This is a genomic window from Nonomuraea sp. NPDC050691 (assembly GCF_040654455.1).
GTDB lineage: Bacteria > Actinomycetota > Actinomycetes > Streptosporangiales > Streptosporangiaceae > Nonomuraea.
Window position 1 is genome coordinate 1 of record NZ_JBFAIA010000184.1, and the last position, 16,791, is coordinate 16,791.

The 16,791-nt window shown below is 73.5% G+C and carries 18 protein-coding genes; 11 read left to right on the top strand and 7 right to left on the bottom strand.

The window, feature by feature from the left end:
• From AB0H81_RS37670 to AB0H81_RS37680, 3 genes are all read right to left on the bottom strand, one after another.
• A partial coding sequence (locus AB0H81_RS37670; RefSeq protein ID WP_358384883.1) for a biotin/lipoyl-containing protein occupies positions 1 to 388 on the bottom strand: 388 nt, incomplete at its 3' end.
• Between the two features lie 37 nt (positions 389 to 425).
• Complete coding sequence (gene lpdA / locus AB0H81_RS37675; protein ID WP_358384886.1) at positions 426 to 1,790, bottom strand: dihydrolipoyl dehydrogenase; 1,365 nt, start codon at positions 1,788 to 1,790, stop codon at positions 426 to 428.
• A 51-nt stretch (positions 1,791 to 1,841) separates the two neighbouring features.
• Complete coding sequence (locus AB0H81_RS37680; RefSeq protein WP_358384889.1) at positions 1,842 to 3,323, bottom strand: leucyl aminopeptidase; 1,482 nt, start codon at positions 3,321 to 3,323, stop codon at positions 1,842 to 1,844.
• 96 nt (positions 3,324 to 3,419) lie between these two features.
• Between AB0H81_RS37680 and AB0H81_RS37685 the strand changes: the two genes are divergently transcribed.
• From AB0H81_RS37685 to AB0H81_RS37695, 3 genes are read left to right on the top strand one after another with little or no spacing between them, the layout of a single operon-like run.
• On the top strand, positions 3,420 to 3,767 hold the full coding sequence (locus AB0H81_RS37685) for a GntR family transcriptional regulator (RefSeq protein ID WP_358384893.1): 348 nt from the start codon (positions 3,420 to 3,422) through the stop codon (positions 3,765 to 3,767).
• Positions 3,764 to 4,759 (top strand): hypothetical protein, encoded by a 996-nt coding sequence (locus tag AB0H81_RS37690; protein ID WP_358384896.1) that lies wholly within the window; start codon positions 3,764 to 3,766, stop codon positions 4,757 to 4,759. The genes AB0H81_RS37685 and AB0H81_RS37690 overlap by 4 nt, the downstream gene beginning before the upstream one ends.
• Positions 4,756 to 5,763: a CPBP family intramembrane glutamic endopeptidase gene (locus AB0H81_RS37695; RefSeq protein ID WP_358384899.1), complete on the top strand. Its 1,008-nt coding sequence runs from the start codon at positions 4,756 to 4,758 to the stop codon at positions 5,761 to 5,763. Before AB0H81_RS37690 ends, AB0H81_RS37695 begins: the two co-directional genes overlap by 4 nt.
• Positions 5,764 to 5,883: 120 nt before the next feature.
• On the opposite strand, the gene AB0H81_RS37700 is transcribed toward AB0H81_RS37695, so the two are convergent.
• On the bottom strand, positions 5,884 to 6,666 hold the full coding sequence (locus AB0H81_RS37700) for an adenosylcobinamide-GDP ribazoletransferase (protein WP_358384902.1): 783 nt from the start codon (positions 6,664 to 6,666) through the stop codon (positions 5,884 to 5,886).
• Between the two features lie 84 nt (positions 6,667 to 6,750).
• Between AB0H81_RS37700 and AB0H81_RS37705 the strand changes: the two genes are divergently transcribed.
• On the top strand, positions 6,751 to 7,551 hold the full coding sequence (locus AB0H81_RS37705) for an ATP-binding cassette domain-containing protein (RefSeq protein WP_358384904.1): 801 nt from the start codon (positions 6,751 to 6,753) through the stop codon (positions 7,549 to 7,551).
• Positions 7,552 to 7,995: 444 nt separating this feature from the next.
• Here AB0H81_RS37705 and AB0H81_RS37710 read toward each other — a convergent pair whose 3' ends face one another.
• Positions 7,996 to 9,018, bottom strand: a complete 1,023-nt coding sequence (locus AB0H81_RS37710) for a bifunctional adenosylcobinamide kinase/adenosylcobinamide-phosphate guanylyltransferase (protein ID WP_358384907.1) — start codon at positions 9,016 to 9,018, stop codon at positions 7,996 to 7,998.
• 450 nt (positions 9,019 to 9,468) lie between these two features.
• Here AB0H81_RS37710 and AB0H81_RS37715 point away from each other — a divergent pair, with 450 nt between their 5' ends.
• Positions 9,469 to 9,675 carry a hypothetical protein gene (locus AB0H81_RS37715; RefSeq protein ID WP_175588881.1) on the top strand — a complete coding sequence of 69 codons (207 nt, stop codon included), beginning with the start codon at positions 9,469 to 9,471 and terminating at the stop codon, positions 9,673 to 9,675.
• 278 nt (positions 9,676 to 9,953) lie between these two features.
• Here AB0H81_RS37715 and AB0H81_RS37720 read toward each other — a convergent pair whose 3' ends face one another.
• A complete protein-coding gene (locus AB0H81_RS37720) occupies positions 9,954 to 10,952 on the bottom strand; it encodes an aldo/keto reductase family protein (RefSeq protein ID WP_358384911.1) in 999 nt (332 codons plus the stop codon).
• A 56-nt stretch (positions 10,953 to 11,008) separates the two neighbouring features.
• Here AB0H81_RS37720 and AB0H81_RS37725 point away from each other — a divergent pair, with 56 nt between their 5' ends.
• Positions 11,009 to 11,977: an SMI1/KNR4 family protein gene (locus tag AB0H81_RS37725; protein WP_358384914.1), complete on the top strand. Its 969-nt coding sequence runs from the start codon at positions 11,009 to 11,011 to the stop codon at positions 11,975 to 11,977.
• A 147-nt stretch (positions 11,978 to 12,124) separates the two neighbouring features.
• Here the strand turns inward: AB0H81_RS37725 and AB0H81_RS37730 are convergent, their stop codons facing one another.
• Entirely contained in the window at positions 12,125 to 12,709 is a 585-nt protein-coding gene (locus AB0H81_RS37730; protein ID WP_358384917.1) for a DUF3043 domain-containing protein, read from the bottom strand.
• A gap of 153 nt (positions 12,710 to 12,862) precedes the next feature.
• Between AB0H81_RS37730 and AB0H81_RS37735 the strand changes: the two genes are divergently transcribed.
• From AB0H81_RS37735 to AB0H81_RS37755, 5 genes are all read left to right on the top strand, one after another.
• Entirely contained in the window at positions 12,863 to 13,687 is an 825-nt protein-coding gene (locus tag AB0H81_RS37735; protein WP_358384919.1) for a PspA/IM30 family protein, read from the top strand.
• Entirely contained in the window at positions 13,684 to 13,962 is a 279-nt protein-coding gene (locus AB0H81_RS37740; RefSeq protein ID WP_358384921.1) for a hypothetical protein, read from the top strand. The genes AB0H81_RS37735 and AB0H81_RS37740 overlap by 4 nt, the downstream gene beginning before the upstream one ends.
• A 3-nt stretch (positions 13,963 to 13,965) precedes the next feature.
• Positions 13,966 to 14,865: a zinc metalloprotease HtpX gene (gene htpX, locus AB0H81_RS37745; RefSeq protein ID WP_358384923.1), complete on the top strand. Its 900-nt coding sequence runs from the start codon at positions 13,966 to 13,968 to the stop codon at positions 14,863 to 14,865.
• A 2-nt stretch (positions 14,866 to 14,867) separates the two neighbouring features.
• Positions 14,868 to 15,425, top strand: a complete 558-nt coding sequence (locus tag AB0H81_RS37750) for a hypothetical protein (RefSeq protein ID WP_358384928.1) — start codon at positions 14,868 to 14,870, stop codon at positions 15,423 to 15,425.
• Between the two features lie 73 nt (positions 15,426 to 15,498).
• A partial coding sequence (locus AB0H81_RS37755) for an alpha/beta fold hydrolase (RefSeq protein ID WP_358384925.1) occupies positions 15,499 to 16,791 on the top strand: 1,293 nt, incomplete at its 3' end.

A 16,791-nucleotide genomic window follows, 5' to 3' on the forward strand; every position in this document is an offset into this window, starting at 1 on the left:
ACGGCCTCGTCGTCTCCGAGACCCCGTTCCACCCCCTCGACCACACGTGGCCCGACCAGCCCGCCGACCGTGGCACGATCGGCGGTCTGCCGGGCTGCGCGGCGGGGGCCGGGGCCTCCTCCTGCGCGGGCGCGGCGCCGCCCGCCTGGCCGTTCTCGTCGATGATGGCCAGCTCGGCGCCGACCTCGACGGTCTCGTCCTCCGCGACGACAATCTTGGTGATGACACCCGCGGACGGCGACGGGATCTCGGTGTCGACCTTGTCGGTCGACACTTCGAGGAGCGGCTCGTCGGCCTCGACGCGCTCGCCCTCCTTCTTCAGCCAACGGGTTACCGTGCCCTCGGTGACGCTCTCGCCGAGCTGGGGCATCTGTACGGAGACCGGCATCGTTATCTTCTCTCGCGTTCTGATCTCGAGGGCTGGACTAGTTGTGAACGTGCAGCGGCTTGCCGGCCAGTGCCAGCATCGCCTCACCCATGGCCTCGGACTGGGTCGGGTGTGCGTGGATGAGCTGGGCGACCTCTGCGGGCAGCGCCTCCCAGTTGTAGATCATCTGCCCCTCGGTCACGAGCTCGCCGATGCGGCGGCCCACCATGTGGACGCCGACGACGGGCCCGTCCTTCTGGGCGATGACCTTGACCGCTCCCGCGGTGCCGAGAATCTGGCTCTTCGGGTTGCCCGCGAGGTCGTAGACCTGCTCCACGATCTCGATGCCGCGCTCGGCGGCCTGCGCGGACGTGATGCCGACCGAGGCGACCTCGGGGTCGGAGTAGGTGATGCGGGGGACGCCGGCGTAGTCGATGGGCGGCGGGTTGAGCCCGGCGATGTGCTCGGCCACCATGATGCCCTCGGCGAAACCGGCGTGCGCCAGCTGCAGGGTGGGGATGAGGTCGCCGATCGCGTAGACCCCGGGCGCCGAGGTGCGGCAGTGCTCGTCGACCACGACGGCGCCGCGCTCGATCGCGATGCCGGCCTCCTCGAAGCCCATGCCGGCGGACACCGCGCCGCGGCCGACCGCGACGAGCAGCACCTCGGCGTCGAGCGTCTTGCCGTTGGCCAGGGTGACGACCACGCCCGTGTCGGTGGTCTTGGCGCTGTCGAAGAAGACGCCGAGCTCGTACTTGATGCCGCGGCGGCGGAAGGCCCGCTCCAGCAGCTTGGAGCTGGACTCCTCCTCGGTGGGCAGCAGGTGGGGCAGCGCCTCGACGATCGTCACCTCGGCGCCGAACGAGCGGTAGACGCTGGCCAGCTCGACGCCGATCACGCCGCCGCCCAGCACCACCACGGACGCGGGGACGTGGTCCATGGTCAGCACGTGCTCGCTGGTGATGATCCGCTCGCCGTCGATCTCCAGACCGGGCAGCGACTTGGGCGCGGAGCCGGTGGCGAGGACGACGCTGGCGCCCTCGTACACCTCGGAGCCGACCTGGATCGTCCGCTCCCCGACGAGGCGGCCCTCGCCCTCGACGATCGTCACGCCCGCGGCCTTGAGCAGGCCCTGCACGCCCTTCCAGGCGCGGGTGACGATCTTGTCCTTGAACGCGTGGACGCCGGGGACGTCGATGCCGTCGAAGCGCGCCTTGACGCCGAACGTCTCGCTCTCACGGGTCTCGTCGGCGACCTCGGCGGAGTGCAGCAGAGCCTTGGTGGGGATGCATCCCCGGTGGAGGCAGGTGCCGCCGATCTTGTCCTTCTCGATCAGGGCGACGGACTTGCCCAGCTCGGCAGCCCTCAGCGCGCAGGCATAGCCGCCGCTGCCGCCACCTAGGACGACGATGTCGTAGGCCACAGGAAGGCTCCTTGTCGGGGTGTTCGTGATGCCGTCATCTTTTCATTTGTTTCAGATGCTCGCGTGCCGCTCGGCGAGTCCGATCAAGGTGCGGGTGATGGCGCCCGTGCCGCCCTTGGGGGTGTAGCCGTACGGCTCGCCCTTGTTGAAGGCGGGGCCGGCCATGTCGATGTGCGCCCAGCGCACGCCGTCGGGCACGAACTCCTTGAGGAAGATGCCCGCGGCCAGCATGCTGCCCCAGCGCTCGGGCTGGAGGTTGGCGATGTCGGCGATCGGCGAGTCGAGGCCCTTGCGCAGCTCCTCGGGCAGCGGCATGCCCCAGGCGCCCTCGCCGGCGGCCGCCGCGGCCTCGACGACGAGCTCCCTGGCGGCGTCGTCGTTGGCCATGACGCCGGCCGTGCGCCAGCCCAGGGCGACGATCTGCGCGCCGGTGAGGGTGGCCACGTCGACGATCAGGTCGGGGGAGTCCTCGGCGGCGCGGGCGATGCCGTCCATGAGCACCAGGCGGCCCTCGGCGTCGGTGTCGAGCACCTCGACGGTCTTGCCGCTGTAGCTGTGGATGACGTCGGAGGGGCGCTGCGCGGTGCCGCTCGGGAGGTTCTCGGCCAGGCAGAGGTAGCCGACGGCGTTGACCGGGACGCCGAGGCGGGCGATGCCGAGCAGCGCGCCGAAGACGGCCGCCGCGCCTCCCATGTCGGACTTCATCCAGTCCATGGACGCGGACGGCTTGAGCGACAGGCCGCCGGAGTCGAAGGTGATGCCCTTGCCGACGAAGGCCAGCGTCTTGGCGGCCTCGGGGTGGGTGTAGGAGAGGCGGACGAGCCGGGGCGGGTTGGCCGAGCCCTGGCCGACGCCGATGAGGCCGCCGTAGCCGCCGTCCTTGAGCTGCTTCTCGTCGAGCACCTCGACGGCCAGGCCGGCCTCGGCGGCGGCCTGCTCGGCGATCTCGGCGAACTTGGCCGGCCAGAGGTCGGAGGGCGGGGTGTTGACCAGGTCGCGCACCAGCGACACGGACTCGGCGAGCGCGGTGGCCCGCGCGGTGATCCGGCCGGCCTCCTCGCCGTCGAGCGGGGACAGCACGTCCAGCTCGGCCACGGGGGCCTTGCCGTCGCCGCCGGTGCGGTAGCGGCTGAAGCCGTACGCGCCGAGCAGGGCGCCGAGCGCGACGGCCTCGGCGTCGCCGACGGACTCGGCGGGCAGGGCGACCGCGGCGCGGGCGGTGCCCGCGAGGGAGCGGGCGGCGGCGCCGGCGGCGCGGCGCAGGGTCTCGGCGTCGGTCTTGTCGCCCAGACCGACCGCGACCAGCAGCGGAGCGGTGATGGCGCCGAAGGTGGGCACCTTGGCGATCTCACCCGGCTTGCCGGCGAACCCGGCGGCGGTCAGGGAGGCGGCGAGCTTGCCCCCGAAGGCGGCGTCGAGCGCGTCGGCGCTCGTGACGGGGAGGGGGGTCTCGGAACCGGACCGGAACCCGACGATCAGCGCGTCGGTGGCGAAAGAGACTGGATCTGCTGAGTTCAGCCGCACAGTGGTCACGTAAACCGACTCTATCGAGGGTTCCGAGGTACTCACAAACAGGGGTTCATCCCACCAATAACTGGTTAGCAGAATGGTGCTAGTGTTATTGGCACCATGTTGCTCACGCTCGATCTCAACGACGCCCGTCCCCTGCACGAGCAGGTGGCGGCGGCCATCCGCCGGGCCATCGGCGAGGGCTCCTGCGCGCCCGGCGACCGGCTGCCGCCCGCCCGCGAGCTGGCCCAGGCGCTCGGCATCAACACCAACACGGTGCTGCGCGCCCTGCGCGACCTGCGCGACGAAGGGCTGCTGGAGTTCCGGCGGGGGCGGGGCGTCAGCGTCGCCGGCGTCGCCGGGGGCCGCGCCCTGCTCGTCCAGCGGGCCCGCGAGCTGCTGGAGGACGCCCAGAGGCACGGCTACGGCCGAGAGGACCTCATCACCATCCTGGAGGAGCTGCCATGACCCCCGGCACCACCACCGTCTCCGCGACGCCCTCGCGGCGGACCGCCGCGCTCTGGGGCCTGGCGGTCTCCGTCACGCTCGCCGCGGGCCCCCTCGTCCTGCGCCACCGCCTCCCTGACCCGCTCGCCGTCCACTGGGGAGCCGGCCTGGGGCCCGACCGGTCGATGCCGCTCGCGGCGTCCGCGACCGTGGGGGTCGCGCTCTGGGCCGTCGTCTGGGTCGCCCTCCTCGCGATCGCCCCGGCCGTCTCGGGGCGCAGGAGCGCCCGCGCCGGCTGGTGGGGCGCCCTGGCGGGCTCCTCGGTGCTCGTCCTCGCCATGGAGGCCACCACTCTGCTGGCGAACCTGGACGCCCCCTCCTGGAGGGAGGCGCGCCTGTCCGGCTGGCTGTTCGCCGCGGCGCCCGTCGTGGCCGTGGCGGCGGCGCTGCTGGCCGTCCGCCTGGGCCGCGGCGAGGCGGACGGGCTCACCGGGGAGGTTTCCGCGCCTCCGGAGCTGCGGCTGCGGCCCGGGCAGCGCGCCGTGTGGGTCGGCCGCGCCGGCAACCGGTGGCTGTCCGGGCTGACCGCCGCCGCGGGCGCCGGGGGCGTCCTCCTCGGCGTCCTGTGGGCGCTGGGGGTCGTCGGGGACGGCGCCGCGGGCGGGACGCTGCCAGGGGTGGCGATCGTGCTGCTCGCCGGCCTGTTCACGTCGTCGCTCACGGCCCGGGTGACCGAGGGCGGGCTCGCGATCGGGTTCGGGCCGTTCGGCTGGCCGGTGCGCAGGATCCGCCTGGACCGCATCGCGCGGGCGTGGTCCGAGACGCGCAGCCCCGTCGAGGTCGGCGGGTGGGGTTTCCGCGGCCTGCCGGGCGACGCCACGATCATGCTGCGGGGCGGGGAGTGCCTCGTGGTCGGCTACCGCTCGGGCGGGCGGCTGGCGGTCAGCGTCGACGACGCCGAGCGCGCCGCGTCACTGATCAACACCCTGATCGGGGATCAGGTGAGCGCATGAGGCCCCTGCCGGTGTTCCTGGTCGTGGCGTTCGGGCTGGCGTGGGTGGCGGCGCTGCCCGTGTGGCTCGGAGGCGGCCTCGGCTCGCCCGTGGCCCAGTTGTCGGCGATGCTGATGATGTTCACGCCCAGCGTGGGGGTGCTGGCGGTGTGGCTGCTGACGGGCCGCGCCGCGGGCTCCGGCACGGGGGCCGGCACTGGGGCCGGCACTGGGGCCGGGGTCGCCGTCGACGCGCCGGGCCGGCCGCCGTTCCGTCAGTTCGCCCGGGAGACCGGGCTGACGCTGGGGGAGCGGCCCGGCCGCACCGTCCTGCTGATGCTGCTCGCCTGGTTCGGGGTGCCGCTGCTGGTCGTGGCGTCGATCGCGCTCAGCGCCGCCTTCGGGGTGGTCTCGCTGGACCTCACCCGGTTCAGCCTGTTCCAGCAGGGACTCCGGGCGCAGGGGGTGCAGGTCCCGGGCGAACTGTCCTCGGTGGTGGTCGTCCAGATCGTGATCGCGACGCTGGCCGGTCCGCTGCTCAACGCGGTGCCGTCGCTGGGGGAGGAGTGGGGCTGGCGCGGCTGGCTGGCCCCCCGGCTCGTGGCCGCGCGGGGCACGGTCGCCGGGCTGGCGCTCTCCGGTGTCGTCTGGGGGCTCTGGCACGCCCCGCTCACGCTGCTCGGCTACAACTACGCCCGCCTCGGCCCGTGGGCCGCCCTGTACTTCGTGGGGTTCTGCGTTCTGGCCGGGGTGGTGTTCGGCTGGTTGCGGCTGCGCTCGGGCAGCGTGTGGCCCGCTGTGGTGGCCCACGGCTCGGTGAACGCGGTGACGGGCCTCGTCCTGCTGCTCGGCGACGCGGCCGTGCCGCCCGACCCGGTCGTCGGGGGGTTCACGGGCCTGGTCGGGTGGGCTGTGCTGGCGGTGACGGCGGTGGTGCTGCTCCGCTTCTTCCCCGTACGGCCGCCGCGGCCCCCGTACTTCCCCGTGCCGCGGCCGGATCCCGCCGAGACCCCCTCAGCGGGCTGACAGCGGGCCCTCGGCCCGCTGATGCGCACACCGCTCGGCCGGTTGCTGCGCACGCCGCTCGGCCCGCCATGTGCTCGGCCCGCCGCGCGCTCAGCACCCTGCCTACCGTGGGCGTGCCACTCAGCCGGCCATGGCGTACACCACCAGGGCGCAGCTGGTCGCCGTCTCCACCAGCGCCCCGAGCACGTCCCCGGTGACGCCACCGAGCCGTCGCCGGGCCCGGCGCAGGAGCAGCAGCGCGGCCCCCAGCCCCGCCGCCATGGCCACAGGGGGGACGACCGCGGGCGCCCAGCCGGAAAGTCCGCCCAGGGGCCGGCCGAGGGTCGCGGGCGTCCAGGTGGCGAGACCGATCGCCACCAGCGTGGTGACGGCCGGCGCCGCCGCGGTCACCAGCCAGGCGGTCGCCGGCCGTACCGTGCCGGCGACCGTCGCCCCCAGCCCGCCGGGCCGCGCGGCGGGCACCCCAGGCCGGCAGGCCCACACGAGCGCGAGCCGTCCCGTCACGCAGGCGGTCACCAACGCGTACGGCCCGGCCGCGGCCAGCGCGGCGATCTGGGCGAACAGCGTGATGACCAGCGTCATAACCCCGAACGGCCCGATATCCGACTTTTTCATGATGTCGAGCGCCTGATCGGCGGGCTTGCCACTGCCCAGACCGTCGGCCAGGTCCGCCAGCCCGTCCAGGTGCAGCCCTCGCGTCAGCACGGCCAGCGCCCCCACGGCCAGCGCCGCGCCCAGCAGCGGCGGCCCCGGGAGCAGGAGCGGCAGGCACGCCACGAGCCCCAGCACCAGCCCCACCGCGGGCGCCATGGCCATGGCCACGCCCGCCGCCCGCCGATCCACCCGATCCACGCGTACCGGGAAGATCGTCAGCATGCCCACAGCCAGCCGGAGCCCGTCCATTCAGCCCCGTCCGGCCGGAGAAGAGCCGGGAGATCCCCCGCGAAGCCGCATAACGGTCGATGGTACGGCCGTTAGGGTGAGCGGATGCACGTGGTTCAACTCGAAGGCGTAGCGGTCCGGGTCGTCGGCAAGACGCTGCTGAGCGGCGTCGACTGGCGGGTGGAGTACGGCGAGCACTGGGCGATCCTCGGACCCAACGGGGCGGGGAAGACGACGCTGCTGTCGCTGGCCGCCGCCGTGCGGCACCCGACCGAGGGCGCGGTCAGCGTGCTCGGTCACCGCCTCGGCCGGGTCGACCTGCGCTCCCTGCGCCGCCACATCGGCCTGGTGGCGGCCAGCCAGCGCCTGGTCGACGAAGAGCTCCTGGAGGAGGAAGGGGCGACCGCGCTCACTGTGGTGCTCACCGGCCACACCGGGACGAGCGCCCCGCTGTGGGACAGGTACGGCGACGCCGAGCGTGACCGCGCGCTGCGCATGCTGGCCGACCTCGGCTGCAAGGACCTGGCCGACCGGCCGTTCCGGGTGTGCTCCCAGGGTGAGCGGGCCCGCATCCGGGTGGCCAGGTCGCTCATGTCCGACCCGGCGGTGCTGCTGCTGGACGAGCCGTTCGCCGGACTCGACCTGCCCGCGCGCGAGGACCTGATCACGGCCGTCGAGGACCTGGCGGCCACGCGGCCGGTGCTCACCACGATCACGGTGACGCACCACCTGGAGGAGATCCCCGCGACCACGACGCATGCCATGCTCATGCGTGACGCCCGTGTCCTGGCGGCGGGGCCGGTCTCCGAGGTGCTCACGCCCGGCAACATGTCCGACTGTTTCGGCCGCGCCCTCCACGTCGACCGCCTCGACGGCCGCTGGTACGCCCGCGCCATCCGCCCCTGACCCCGGCCCTGGCCGAGCCGCCGACCCGAGGTGCGGCGCACCAGCGCCGGTTTCGCTCTCTTGGCGCGACTTTCCGCGTCGGAAGTCACGCGGAGTCTCCGCGCCGGACGCACACATGGGACGGTGCGCGCGCGTCGTGCCCGCTGGCTGCGGGATCTGGTCCGGGTCACGGCGGTCCTGGTCCTCACCGTCATCTCGACGGAGGCTCTCCTCCTTCTCTTCTCTCCCGCTCTCTCTCGCGGCCGAGGTGGGGCTCGTCGTGTCCGTCTCGTCCGGCGTGTGTTCAGCGAGCGGGATCATCGTGGGCCGCCGAAGCGGCGCGGGACGTAGTTGCCGCCCCTCGCGAGACCGGGCGGCTGGTGGCCGCCTGGGCAGAGCTTGCTGGTGCGCAGGCTGTCGCGGTCGGAGTCCCGCAGTCCCTTGTGAGCCGGAGGCAAGGGAAGGTCAGGGCAGGGGGAGGACGCGGCCGGCCACGACGAGGGCGACGTCTTCCGACTCGGCCGCCAGGCGTTCGTTGAGGCGGCCGAGGGCGTCCCTGAACGCCCGTCCGCTCGGCGTCGCGGGCACCACGCCCATGCCCACCTCGTCCGACACCGCCACGATCCGCTGCCCTGTGCCGCGCCAGGCGGCCACGAGCTCGTCGCATCGCCGCCACACCGCCTCCCGGTCGCCCTCCCAGGCGCCGTGCTCGTCGAACACCGCCGCCAGCCACGTGCCGAGCCCGTCCACCAGCAGCGGGCTGCCGGCGTCCCGGACGACCCCCGCGAGGTCGGTCGTCTCCAGCGTCGCCCAGTGCGCGGGCCTGCGCTCCCGGTGCGCGTGGATCCGGGCCGCCCACTCGGCGTCTCCCTCGCCTCCGGGGCCCGTGGCGACATAGGTGACGTACGGTTCGCCGGCCAGCCGGATCTCCGCCTCGGCCGACTTCCCCGAACGCGACCCGCCCAGCACCAGCTCCCTCCAGGGCCGTTCCACGGGCAGTCGCCGGCCAGAGGTGAGCGCCGTGGGGGAGGCCGTGTCGAGTGTCGTGCCGTCCGGGACGGCGTGCGCGCCCCACAGGGACAGCCGCCTGGCCAGCTCCTCCTCGGAGCGCGCCCGATGGTCGAGCCCGACCGCCACCACGAGGGTGTCCCGGTCGGCGACCCCTGCACGCCGCAGCAGCCCGAGCCGCTCCGGCCGGTCGAGCAGGTCGATCAGGAGGAGGTCGCAGCGTCCTTCCCCGGCGTCATCCGGGTACGGGCCGGGCGGGACGTACAGGACACGCGTCCCGTCGGGGCCCTCCAGGCCGTGGCCTCCCGCGAAGGCGCGGTAGCCGGGCGGCGGGGCGAGGAACGGCAGGCGCGCGACGCCGTCCACCACCATCTCGAACGGCCGGCGATGCCCGGCGGGCAGGCGGCGGCAGGAGGCGCAGCGGCAGCCCGGCTCCGGCCAGCCCGCGCCGCCCGCCGTACCGGGGAGAAAGACCTTCACCGCGCCGAGCGTACGCGCCCGGCACACCGAGGCACCCTGGACCCGCCCGCCGTGCCCTGAACCACACCGGCCTGCCACCACACAGGCCCGCCCGCACCCGCCTGCCATCTCACAGGCCCGCCCGCACCCGCCTGCCATCTCACAGGCCCGCCCGCACCCGCCACGCACCCGGTCTGCCACCTCACGGACCCTCAACTGCCGCCCACGGGCCGCTCAGCCTGCCGCCCCACGGGGCCGTCCAAGTCGCCATCCCGCGGGCCGCTCCCGGCCGCCCCGGTTGTCGTCCCAGGGCCCGCGACCGGGTGTCAGCGCCTGGAGGGCCGCCCGGGCCGGGCGACCGGGACGCGAGGACGGTGTGTGCGGCGTGAGGCCCCGTGCCGGGGCGCGGGAGTAGGGTGCCAGTGCCGCCGGAGGGTGCGCCGGCGAACCCGCGGAAAAGGAGCGTATGGCATGACATGGCGGTGGCGTTACGAGAACGCGCATGGCGGTGAGGTGACAGACCGCCCGTTGCCGCGAGAGGTGTTCCCCAGCCAGGCCGACGCGGAGTCCTGGCTCGGCGAGAACTGGCGTGACCTGCTCGAATCCGGTGTCGAGCAGGTCGCCCTGCTCGACGAGGACCGTGTCGAATACCAGGGCCTGTCCTTGCGCGCCGAGTGAGGCCCGGCATCCATATGACGAAACGACGGACGACTGACAAGACGGCTGACGAGACGACTGACCACTGACGACCGGTGAGATGACGGGCGACCGATCAGCCCCTGGGCCTCGTGACCGACCACGGAAGGCCTGTTGAGAGGCGAGACCCCTTGAGCCGCGGTCACGGGCTCAAGGGGTCTCCTCTTGCCGGGGCCCCTCATGGGGACCTCACAGGGTCCCGGGGACCCTCACACGCTCTCCGGGGGCCTCGCAGCCAGCCGGAGAACCCGGCCTCTCGGTCAGGGGCGCTTGGCGGGGCTGGCGGTCTTGCCCGGGTCGCGCTCGACCACGTCACCGAGGACGTCGTCGATCCGCTTGAGCACCTCGGCGTCGAGCTTGACGCCCGCCGCCTTGACGTTGTCGCGCACCTGCTCGGGCCGGGAGGCGCCGATGATCGCGCTGGACACGTTCGGGTTCTGCAGCACCCACGCGACGGCGAGCTGCGCCATGCTGAGCCCGAGGTCGGCCGCGACCGGCTTGAGGTCCTGGACGCGGGAGAGCACGTCGTCGTTCATGAACCGGGCGATCATGCCGCTGCCGCTCGGGTCGGTGGCGCGGGAGCCCTCCGGCGGCTGCTGACCGGGCAGGTACTTGCCGGTGAGCACGCCCTGCGCGATCGGCGACCAGACGATCTGGCCGATGCCCTCCCGCTCGCACAGCGGCACGACCTCGCCCTCGATGACCCGCCACAGCGCGGAGTACTGCGGCTGGTTGGACACGATCCGGTCGAAGCCCATCTCGTCGGCGATCTTCAGCGCCTGGGCGATCTGGTCGGCGCTCCACTCGCTGACGCCGATGTAGAGGACCTTGCCCTGCCGTACGAGGTCGTCGAACGTCTTCATGGTCTCTTCGAGCGGCGTCTCGAAGTCGAAGCGGTGCGCCTGGTAGAGGTCGACGTAGTCGGTCTGGAGGCGGCGCAGGGACCCGTTGATCGACTCGGTGATGTGCTTGCGGGACAGGCCCCGGTCGTTCTGACCGGGTCCGGTGGGCCAGTAGACCTTGGTGAAGATCTCCAGCGACTCCCGGCGCACGCCCTTCAGTGCCCGGCCGAGGACCTCCTCGGCCTTGGTGCCGGCGTAGACGTCGGCGGTGTCGAACGTGGTGATGCCCTCGTCGAGGGCGGCCTGCACGCACTGCTTGGCGGCCTCTTCCTCGACCTGGGAGCCGTGGGTGAGCCAGTTGCCGTAGCTGATCTCGCTGACCTTGAGACCGCTGCGGCCGAGGTGACGGAATTTCATGCCCTCGACCCTAGGCCGTCACGTGATGTGACCTGATTCGGGATAGGGTGCGCGACGTGCTGAAGCTCGTACGGACGGCGCTGACGGCGGCGATCCTGACCGCGATCGCCGTACGGCTGCGCCGCCGGGCGCGCCAGGAATCCCCTGGTCAGGCGCCTGATCATGCCGGGGCGACGCCCGAGGCCCGCCGGCCGCGAAGGTCGGGGAGAGGCACGCCGCTCCTGCTCGGCACCGGAGCCGTCGCGGCGGTGGCGCTCGTGGTCGCCGCCGCGCTCGTGGGGCCCGCCGCCACGGGAGGCGGGAGCGGAGCGGCCCCCGAGACCGTCATGGGCCGCGAGAGGGTGCGCGCCGGCAACACGGCCCCGGACGCGACCCCCATCACCGCGACCTCACCGGCCGAGACCCCCGCTGACGCGTCCCCGAGCCCGCGGCTCATCGCTCCGTCGGACCTGGTCTGCCGTCCCCGGCCGGGCCCTCCGGTGGTGCGGCCGATCGACCCGCGCGTACGGCGTGCCGTCAACCGCCAGTGGCGGCGCATCGAGCGATGGCTGAAGCGGAACGCGCCGCGGACGTACGCGACGCTCGGCGTCCCGGGCAGACCCAGGGAGGTCGCGCTCGCGGAGGCGCGCATGGGCGTGGAGTTCCCCGACGCCCTGCGCGCTTCTCTCCTGCGTCACGACGGGGCGGGGCGTTTCGGGTTCCTCGGCGAGCGGCTGTTCCGCGTACGGCAGATCCGCGCCCTGTGGCGGGAGTACTGCCGCGACGGCGGCGGGATCCTGCCGAGGGAGAACTGGGACGACAAGCTGATCCCGGTCGGGGGCCACGTGGAGGGCATCCTGCTGGTCTCCGGCGAGGATTCCGGGTCCGTCTACGAGATCGGCGACGAGTACCGGTCGGCCCGGCCCGGCGGCCTGAAGGTCAGGTCGTACTACGGGCTGCTGAAGGCCGCGGCCGACGGCCTGGAGCGGGGCCGGCTGGGAGAACGGCGGCCGCGCGTCGTCAACGGCGCGCTCGTGTGGAAGTAGCTCGTCCGGAAGTGGACGGCATGCTCGTGTGAGCAGCTCGTCCGGAAGTGGACGGCACGCTCGCGTGGGAGCAGCCCGGACAGGCACCTGCGGCGCGCGCATCCTCACGTGGCGCGCCGCGTCAGCCCTGCCTCTGCCGGGTCGGCCCTACTTCTTGGGCGCGACCGGCTTGCCGCCCGGCGCCACGGTGGGCGGCGGGAAGCGGAGCTTGCGGATCTGCAGGGCGCGCATGGCCGCGTAGAACCCGACGCCGCGCATGCTCTCGTTCGGCAGCTTCTCCGCCCCGACCTTCTTGACCTTCCAGGCCACGTAGACCGAGGTGGCCACGACGCCGATCATCATGATCGGCCAGCCGATCGTGATGACGTAGCCGAGCACCAGGCCCCGGATGTCGGGCGGCCACGGGATCCACGTCGCCAGCAGGATCACCAGGGAGAACGGCAGGAAGTACTGGCTCGGCAGCCGCCGCGAGTCGACCCAGTCGCGGGCGAACTTGCGGGCCGGGCCCTTGTCGCGCGCCGGGAGGTAGCGTTCGTCTCCCGCGAGCATGCCCTTGCGGGCGCGCTCTCGCTCCGCGGCCTGCTTGGCCCGCATCTGCCGGTAGGCCTCCTTGCGGTCCTTCGGAGCGCTGACCGGCTGGCGCCGCCTGCCTTCGGCGTCTCGGCGCTTGGGTGTGGGACGACCCTTGCCCTGAGGCTTAGGATCGTCAACGGGGACGGGAGTGTCGTCCACGGAGGTTTGGGAACGGCGTCGCAACACGACGTCAACCCTACCTGGACTGCAACTTAGTGACGCCCTCGTGCGTTATGCGTAGGGTAATCCCAGGGCGGCTGCGCTGCACTGGGTGACCACCAGCACGACCTAAGAAGGGGACGGCCGACGCGCATGAGCGTGATGAAGAGACTTTCGATGATCTTCAAGTCCAAGGCCAACAAGGCCCTGGACAAGATGGAGGATCCACGCGAGACCCTCGACTACTCCTACCAGCGGCAACTTGAGCTGCTGCAGAAGGTGCGCAGAGGCGTGGCCGACGTCGCCACCTCCCGCAAGCGGGTCGAGCTGCAGATCAACGGCCTCGAGCAGCAGGCCAGGCGATATGAGGAGCAGGGCCGCAAGGCGCTGTCCGTCGGCCGCGAGGACCTGGCGCGCACCGCCCTGGAGCGCCGGGCCGGCCTGCAGACCCAGATGGCCGACCTGAAGGTTCAGCACGACAACCTGCAGGCCGAGGAGGAGAAGCTCACGCTGGCCTCCCAGCGGCTGCAGGCCAAGGTCGACTCCTTCCGCACGAAGAAGGAGACCATCAAGGCGACCTACACCGCCGCCGAGGCGCAGACGCGCATCAACGAGGCGTTCTCCGGCATCTCCGAGGAGATGGGCGACGTCGGCCTGGCCATCCAGCGGGCCGAGGACAAGACCGCGCAGATGCAGGCCCGCGCCGGCGCCATCGACGAGCTGCTGGCCAGCGGCGCGCTCGACGACTACAGCGGCACCCGCGGCGACGACATCCAGGCCGAGCTCGACCGCATGGGCGGCGGCATGGACGTCGAGCTGGAGCTGGCCCGCATGAAGGCCGAGCTCGGCCAGGGGCCCGCGCCGCAGAGCGCGATCGAGCAGGGCGGCCCGCAGCAGCAGGCGCAGCCCCAGCCTCAGCAGCAGGCCCAGCCGCAGCAGCACACCCAGCAGCTGCGTCAGCCGGGGGAGGGCGCATGATCGTCAGAATCATGGGTGAGGGCCAGGTCGAGATCTCGCCCAAGGACATCGCCGTGCTCAACGAGCTGGACGGCGAGCTCGAGTCGGCGATCGAGGTCGGCGACGAGGTGATCTTCCGCGACAAGCTCCACGCGCTCCTCGACAAGGTGCGCCAGGTGGGCATGGCGCTGCCCGACGACAGCCTTGAGCCGTCAGAGCTGATCCTTCCCCCCGCGGACGCCTCGATCGAGGAGGTCCGGGAGATGCTGGGCGACCAGGGCCTGATCCCGGGCTGAGCCGTGCGCACGCGGTTCGCGCCCGACCGCGGTCTGACCACTCGCATGGTCGTGACGATGTTCCTGCTCGGGCTGCTCTACGTGGTGTTCGTCGGCGCCCTCGTCGCTCTGGGGGTACGGGCGCTGACGGTGCTGCTGATCGCCGGGGGTCTGCTGCTGGTGCAGTACTTCCTGTCCGACCGCATCGCGTTGTACGGGATGGGCGGGCGCGAGGTGTCGCCGCAGGAGGCTCCCGAACTGCACGGGCTGATCGATCGCTTGTGCGCCATGGCGGACATGCCCAAGCCGCGGGTGGCCATCGCGGACTCCGACGTCCCCAACGCGTTCGCCACCGGCCGCGACCAGAAGCACGCCGTCGTCTGCGTGACGACGGGCATTCTCCGCCGCCTGGACGCGCGGGAGCTCGAGGGGGTGCTGGCCCACGAGCTCTCGCACGTCGCCCACCGCGACGTCGCCGTCATGACGATCGCCTCGTTCCTCGGCGTCGTCGCGGGTCTCATGACGCGCTTCGCCCTCTACAGCGGGCTGGGCGCGCGCCGCTCCGACGGGCAGGGCGGCCTGCCCGTCGGGCTCATCATCATGCTGGCCTCGGTCGTCGTGTACGCGGTGAGCTTCCTGCTCACCCGGGCCCTGTCGCGTTACCGCGAGCTGTCCGCGGACCGGGCCGGCGCCCTGCTCACGCAGCGGCCCTCGGAGCTCGCCGCCGCGCTGGTCAAGATCAGCGGCGAGATGGCCCGGATCCCGACCCGCGACCTGCGGGAGGCCGAGCCGTTCAACGCCTTCTACTTCGCCCCGGCCGCGGCGCCCGGTGCCACGCTGGCGAACCTGTTCTCCACGCACCCGCCGCTCGAGCGCCGGCTGCGGCAACTCTCGGACATCTCCGCCCAGCTCGGGAGGGGATGAGCGTGGGCTGGCTGGACGCGCTCCTCGGCCGTTCGAAACCGGTGAAGCCGAACCTCGACGCGCTGTTCGCGCTGCCGTCCGCCCTGGTGACCCTGGAGGCGGCCACCGGCCTGACGCCGGCCGGGATGGGGTCGGTCGCCTTCCGGGCGGCGGAGGGCGGCGCTTTCGCGGACGCCGAACGCGACGCCAAGGCGTTGCTCGGCGACCGCGTCGAGGAGTCGGACGACGACTACGGCTACACGTGGCTGCTGGTCCGGCGCCCGCCCGAGGCCGTGGGCGACCTGGTGACGGAGCTGCACGCGGTCAACTCGACGCTGGAGGGCGCCGGGTTCGGCCCGTCGCTGCTGTGCTCGCTCGTGTCGCTCGCGGAGGAGGACGGCCGGCGGCTGTCGATCGTGTACCTGTACAAGCGCGGCACGTTCTACCCGTTCGCGCCCCTGCCCGGCCGGCGGCGCGACAACGCGCTCGAACTCCAGGCGCGGGGCGTGCTCGCGGACGAGCTCCCGCTGGAGCCCGATCTCAGCCGCTGGTTCCCGGTCTGGGGCGCCCCGGGCCTCTGAACCACGCTCCTCTGAACCGCGCCGCTTGGGGGCGGCCCACAGCGTCCGGTACGCTAAGTGTTCTAATCGTCACGTGGAGCGACGATTGTCGGTGTTCGCGGCTTCTGCGTTCATCGTGGCCGCCGTACTCGCCAGCGCCTGGGTGACCGGGCAGTTCACCAGCCCGGCCCTGAGCGGCGCCGGCGGCTACGTGAGCGAGCTGGCCGCCCGCGACCAGCCGTGGACGCGCCTGTTCCGGGCCACCGACGCGCTCGCGGGCCTGGCCTGCCTGGTCGGCGTGGCGCTCGTCCCCCGCACATCCCGTGAGGGGGCCGGCTGGCTGGCGCTGACCGCCTTCGCCGCGCTCACGCTCGCGGGAGGGGTGTTCCCCCTGGACTGCGCGATGCTGAGCGACCCGTCGTGCGCGCACCGGGCGCGGTCACCGGCCCATTACCTCCACACAGTGACCTGGGCGCCGTCGGGGGCGTGCGGGGTGGCCGCCATGGTGCTGCTGAGCCTGCGCTGGCACACCTGGCCCGCCGCCCTCCTCGCCGGTGCCTCCCTGGGCGCCACCGCCCTCACGGGCGCCGTCGTCACGGGCGTCGCCGCCTTCACGGCCGCGCTCCTCCCGGGCGTCACCGTCCTCACGCCGTCCGCCGCTCTCGCGCTCGCCCCCGGCGCCGCGTCCACCTGGCCCTCCGCGCGTCCCTCCGAGGCTCAGGCCGTCCTCGGGCTGGACCCGGGCCTCCTCGCGCTCCCGGCGGGCGCTGGGGCCGTGCAGCGTCTCCAGGCCGCGCTCCTGGCCTGCTGGCTCGTGTACGCGGCACTCAGGCTGCTCGTACGCCCAGAGCCGGCGCGCCCCGGCGTGGCGCCCCGCGTGGCGCGGCACGGGACCGGGCCCGCCGTGATCCTCACCGGCGGCCTCGGCGGGGCCTGGCTGCCATGGGACCGGCTGACGTGGGCGCTGGCGCGCGGGCACCGGGTGATCCGCTTCGACCGCCCCGGCCTCGGCGCGGACGCGCCCGTTCCCCTCACCCCGTGGGGGCCCGGCTCGCCGCCCACCCTGTACGGCGAGGCGGCCCGGCTGGCCGCGCTCGCCCCCGCGCATCCCGGACGCGTCACCGTCGTCGCCCACGGGCAGGCCGCCTGGCACGCGGAGGCGTTCGCCCGGCTGCATCCGCTGCGCGTGGCCGGGCTCGTGCTCGTGGACCCGGCCCCCGGCGTGCGCGGCGCGCGCGGCACGTCGGCGGCGGGACGGGAGGCGGCCCGGTGGCTGCCCGCCCTGGGCGGCACCTGGGGCGCCGCCGCCCTCGCCCGGCGCGCCGCCCCGGCCCGGGGCCGGCGCCCCAGCCCCGGCCCCCCCCCCCCGCCACGCCCCGGCGGGCCC

Excerpts from the sequence above, each read along its gene's own strand:
- AB0H81_RS37685 (WP_358384893.1), top strand. The coding sequence starts at position 3,420 with ATGTTGCTCACGCTCGATCTCAACGACGCCCGTCCCCTGCACGAGCAG.
- AB0H81_RS37690 (WP_358384896.1), top strand. The coding sequence starts at position 3,764 with ATGACCCCCGGCACCACCACCGTCTCCGCGACGCCCTCGCGGCGGACC.
- AB0H81_RS37695 (WP_358384899.1), top strand. The coding sequence starts at position 4,756 with ATGAGGCCCCTGCCGGTGTTCCTGGTCGTGGCGTTCGGGCTGGCGTGG.
- AB0H81_RS37700 (WP_358384902.1), bottom strand. The coding sequence starts at position 6,666 with ATGGACGGGCTCCGGCTGGCTGTGGGCATGCTGACGATCTTCCCGGTA.
- AB0H81_RS37705 (WP_358384904.1), top strand. The coding sequence starts at position 6,751 with ATGCACGTGGTTCAACTCGAAGGCGTAGCGGTCCGGGTCGTCGGCAAG.
- AB0H81_RS37715 (WP_175588881.1), top strand. The coding sequence starts at position 9,469 with ATGACATGGCGGTGGCGTTACGAGAACGCGCATGGCGGTGAGGTGACA.
- AB0H81_RS37720 (WP_358384911.1), bottom strand. The coding sequence starts at position 10,952 with ATGAAATTCCGTCACCTCGGCCGCAGCGGTCTCAAGGTCAGCGAGATC.
- AB0H81_RS37735 (WP_358384919.1), top strand. The coding sequence starts at position 12,863 with ATGAGCGTGATGAAGAGACTTTCGATGATCTTCAAGTCCAAGGCCAAC.
- AB0H81_RS37740 (WP_358384921.1), top strand. The coding sequence starts at position 13,684 with ATGATCGTCAGAATCATGGGTGAGGGCCAGGTCGAGATCTCGCCCAAG.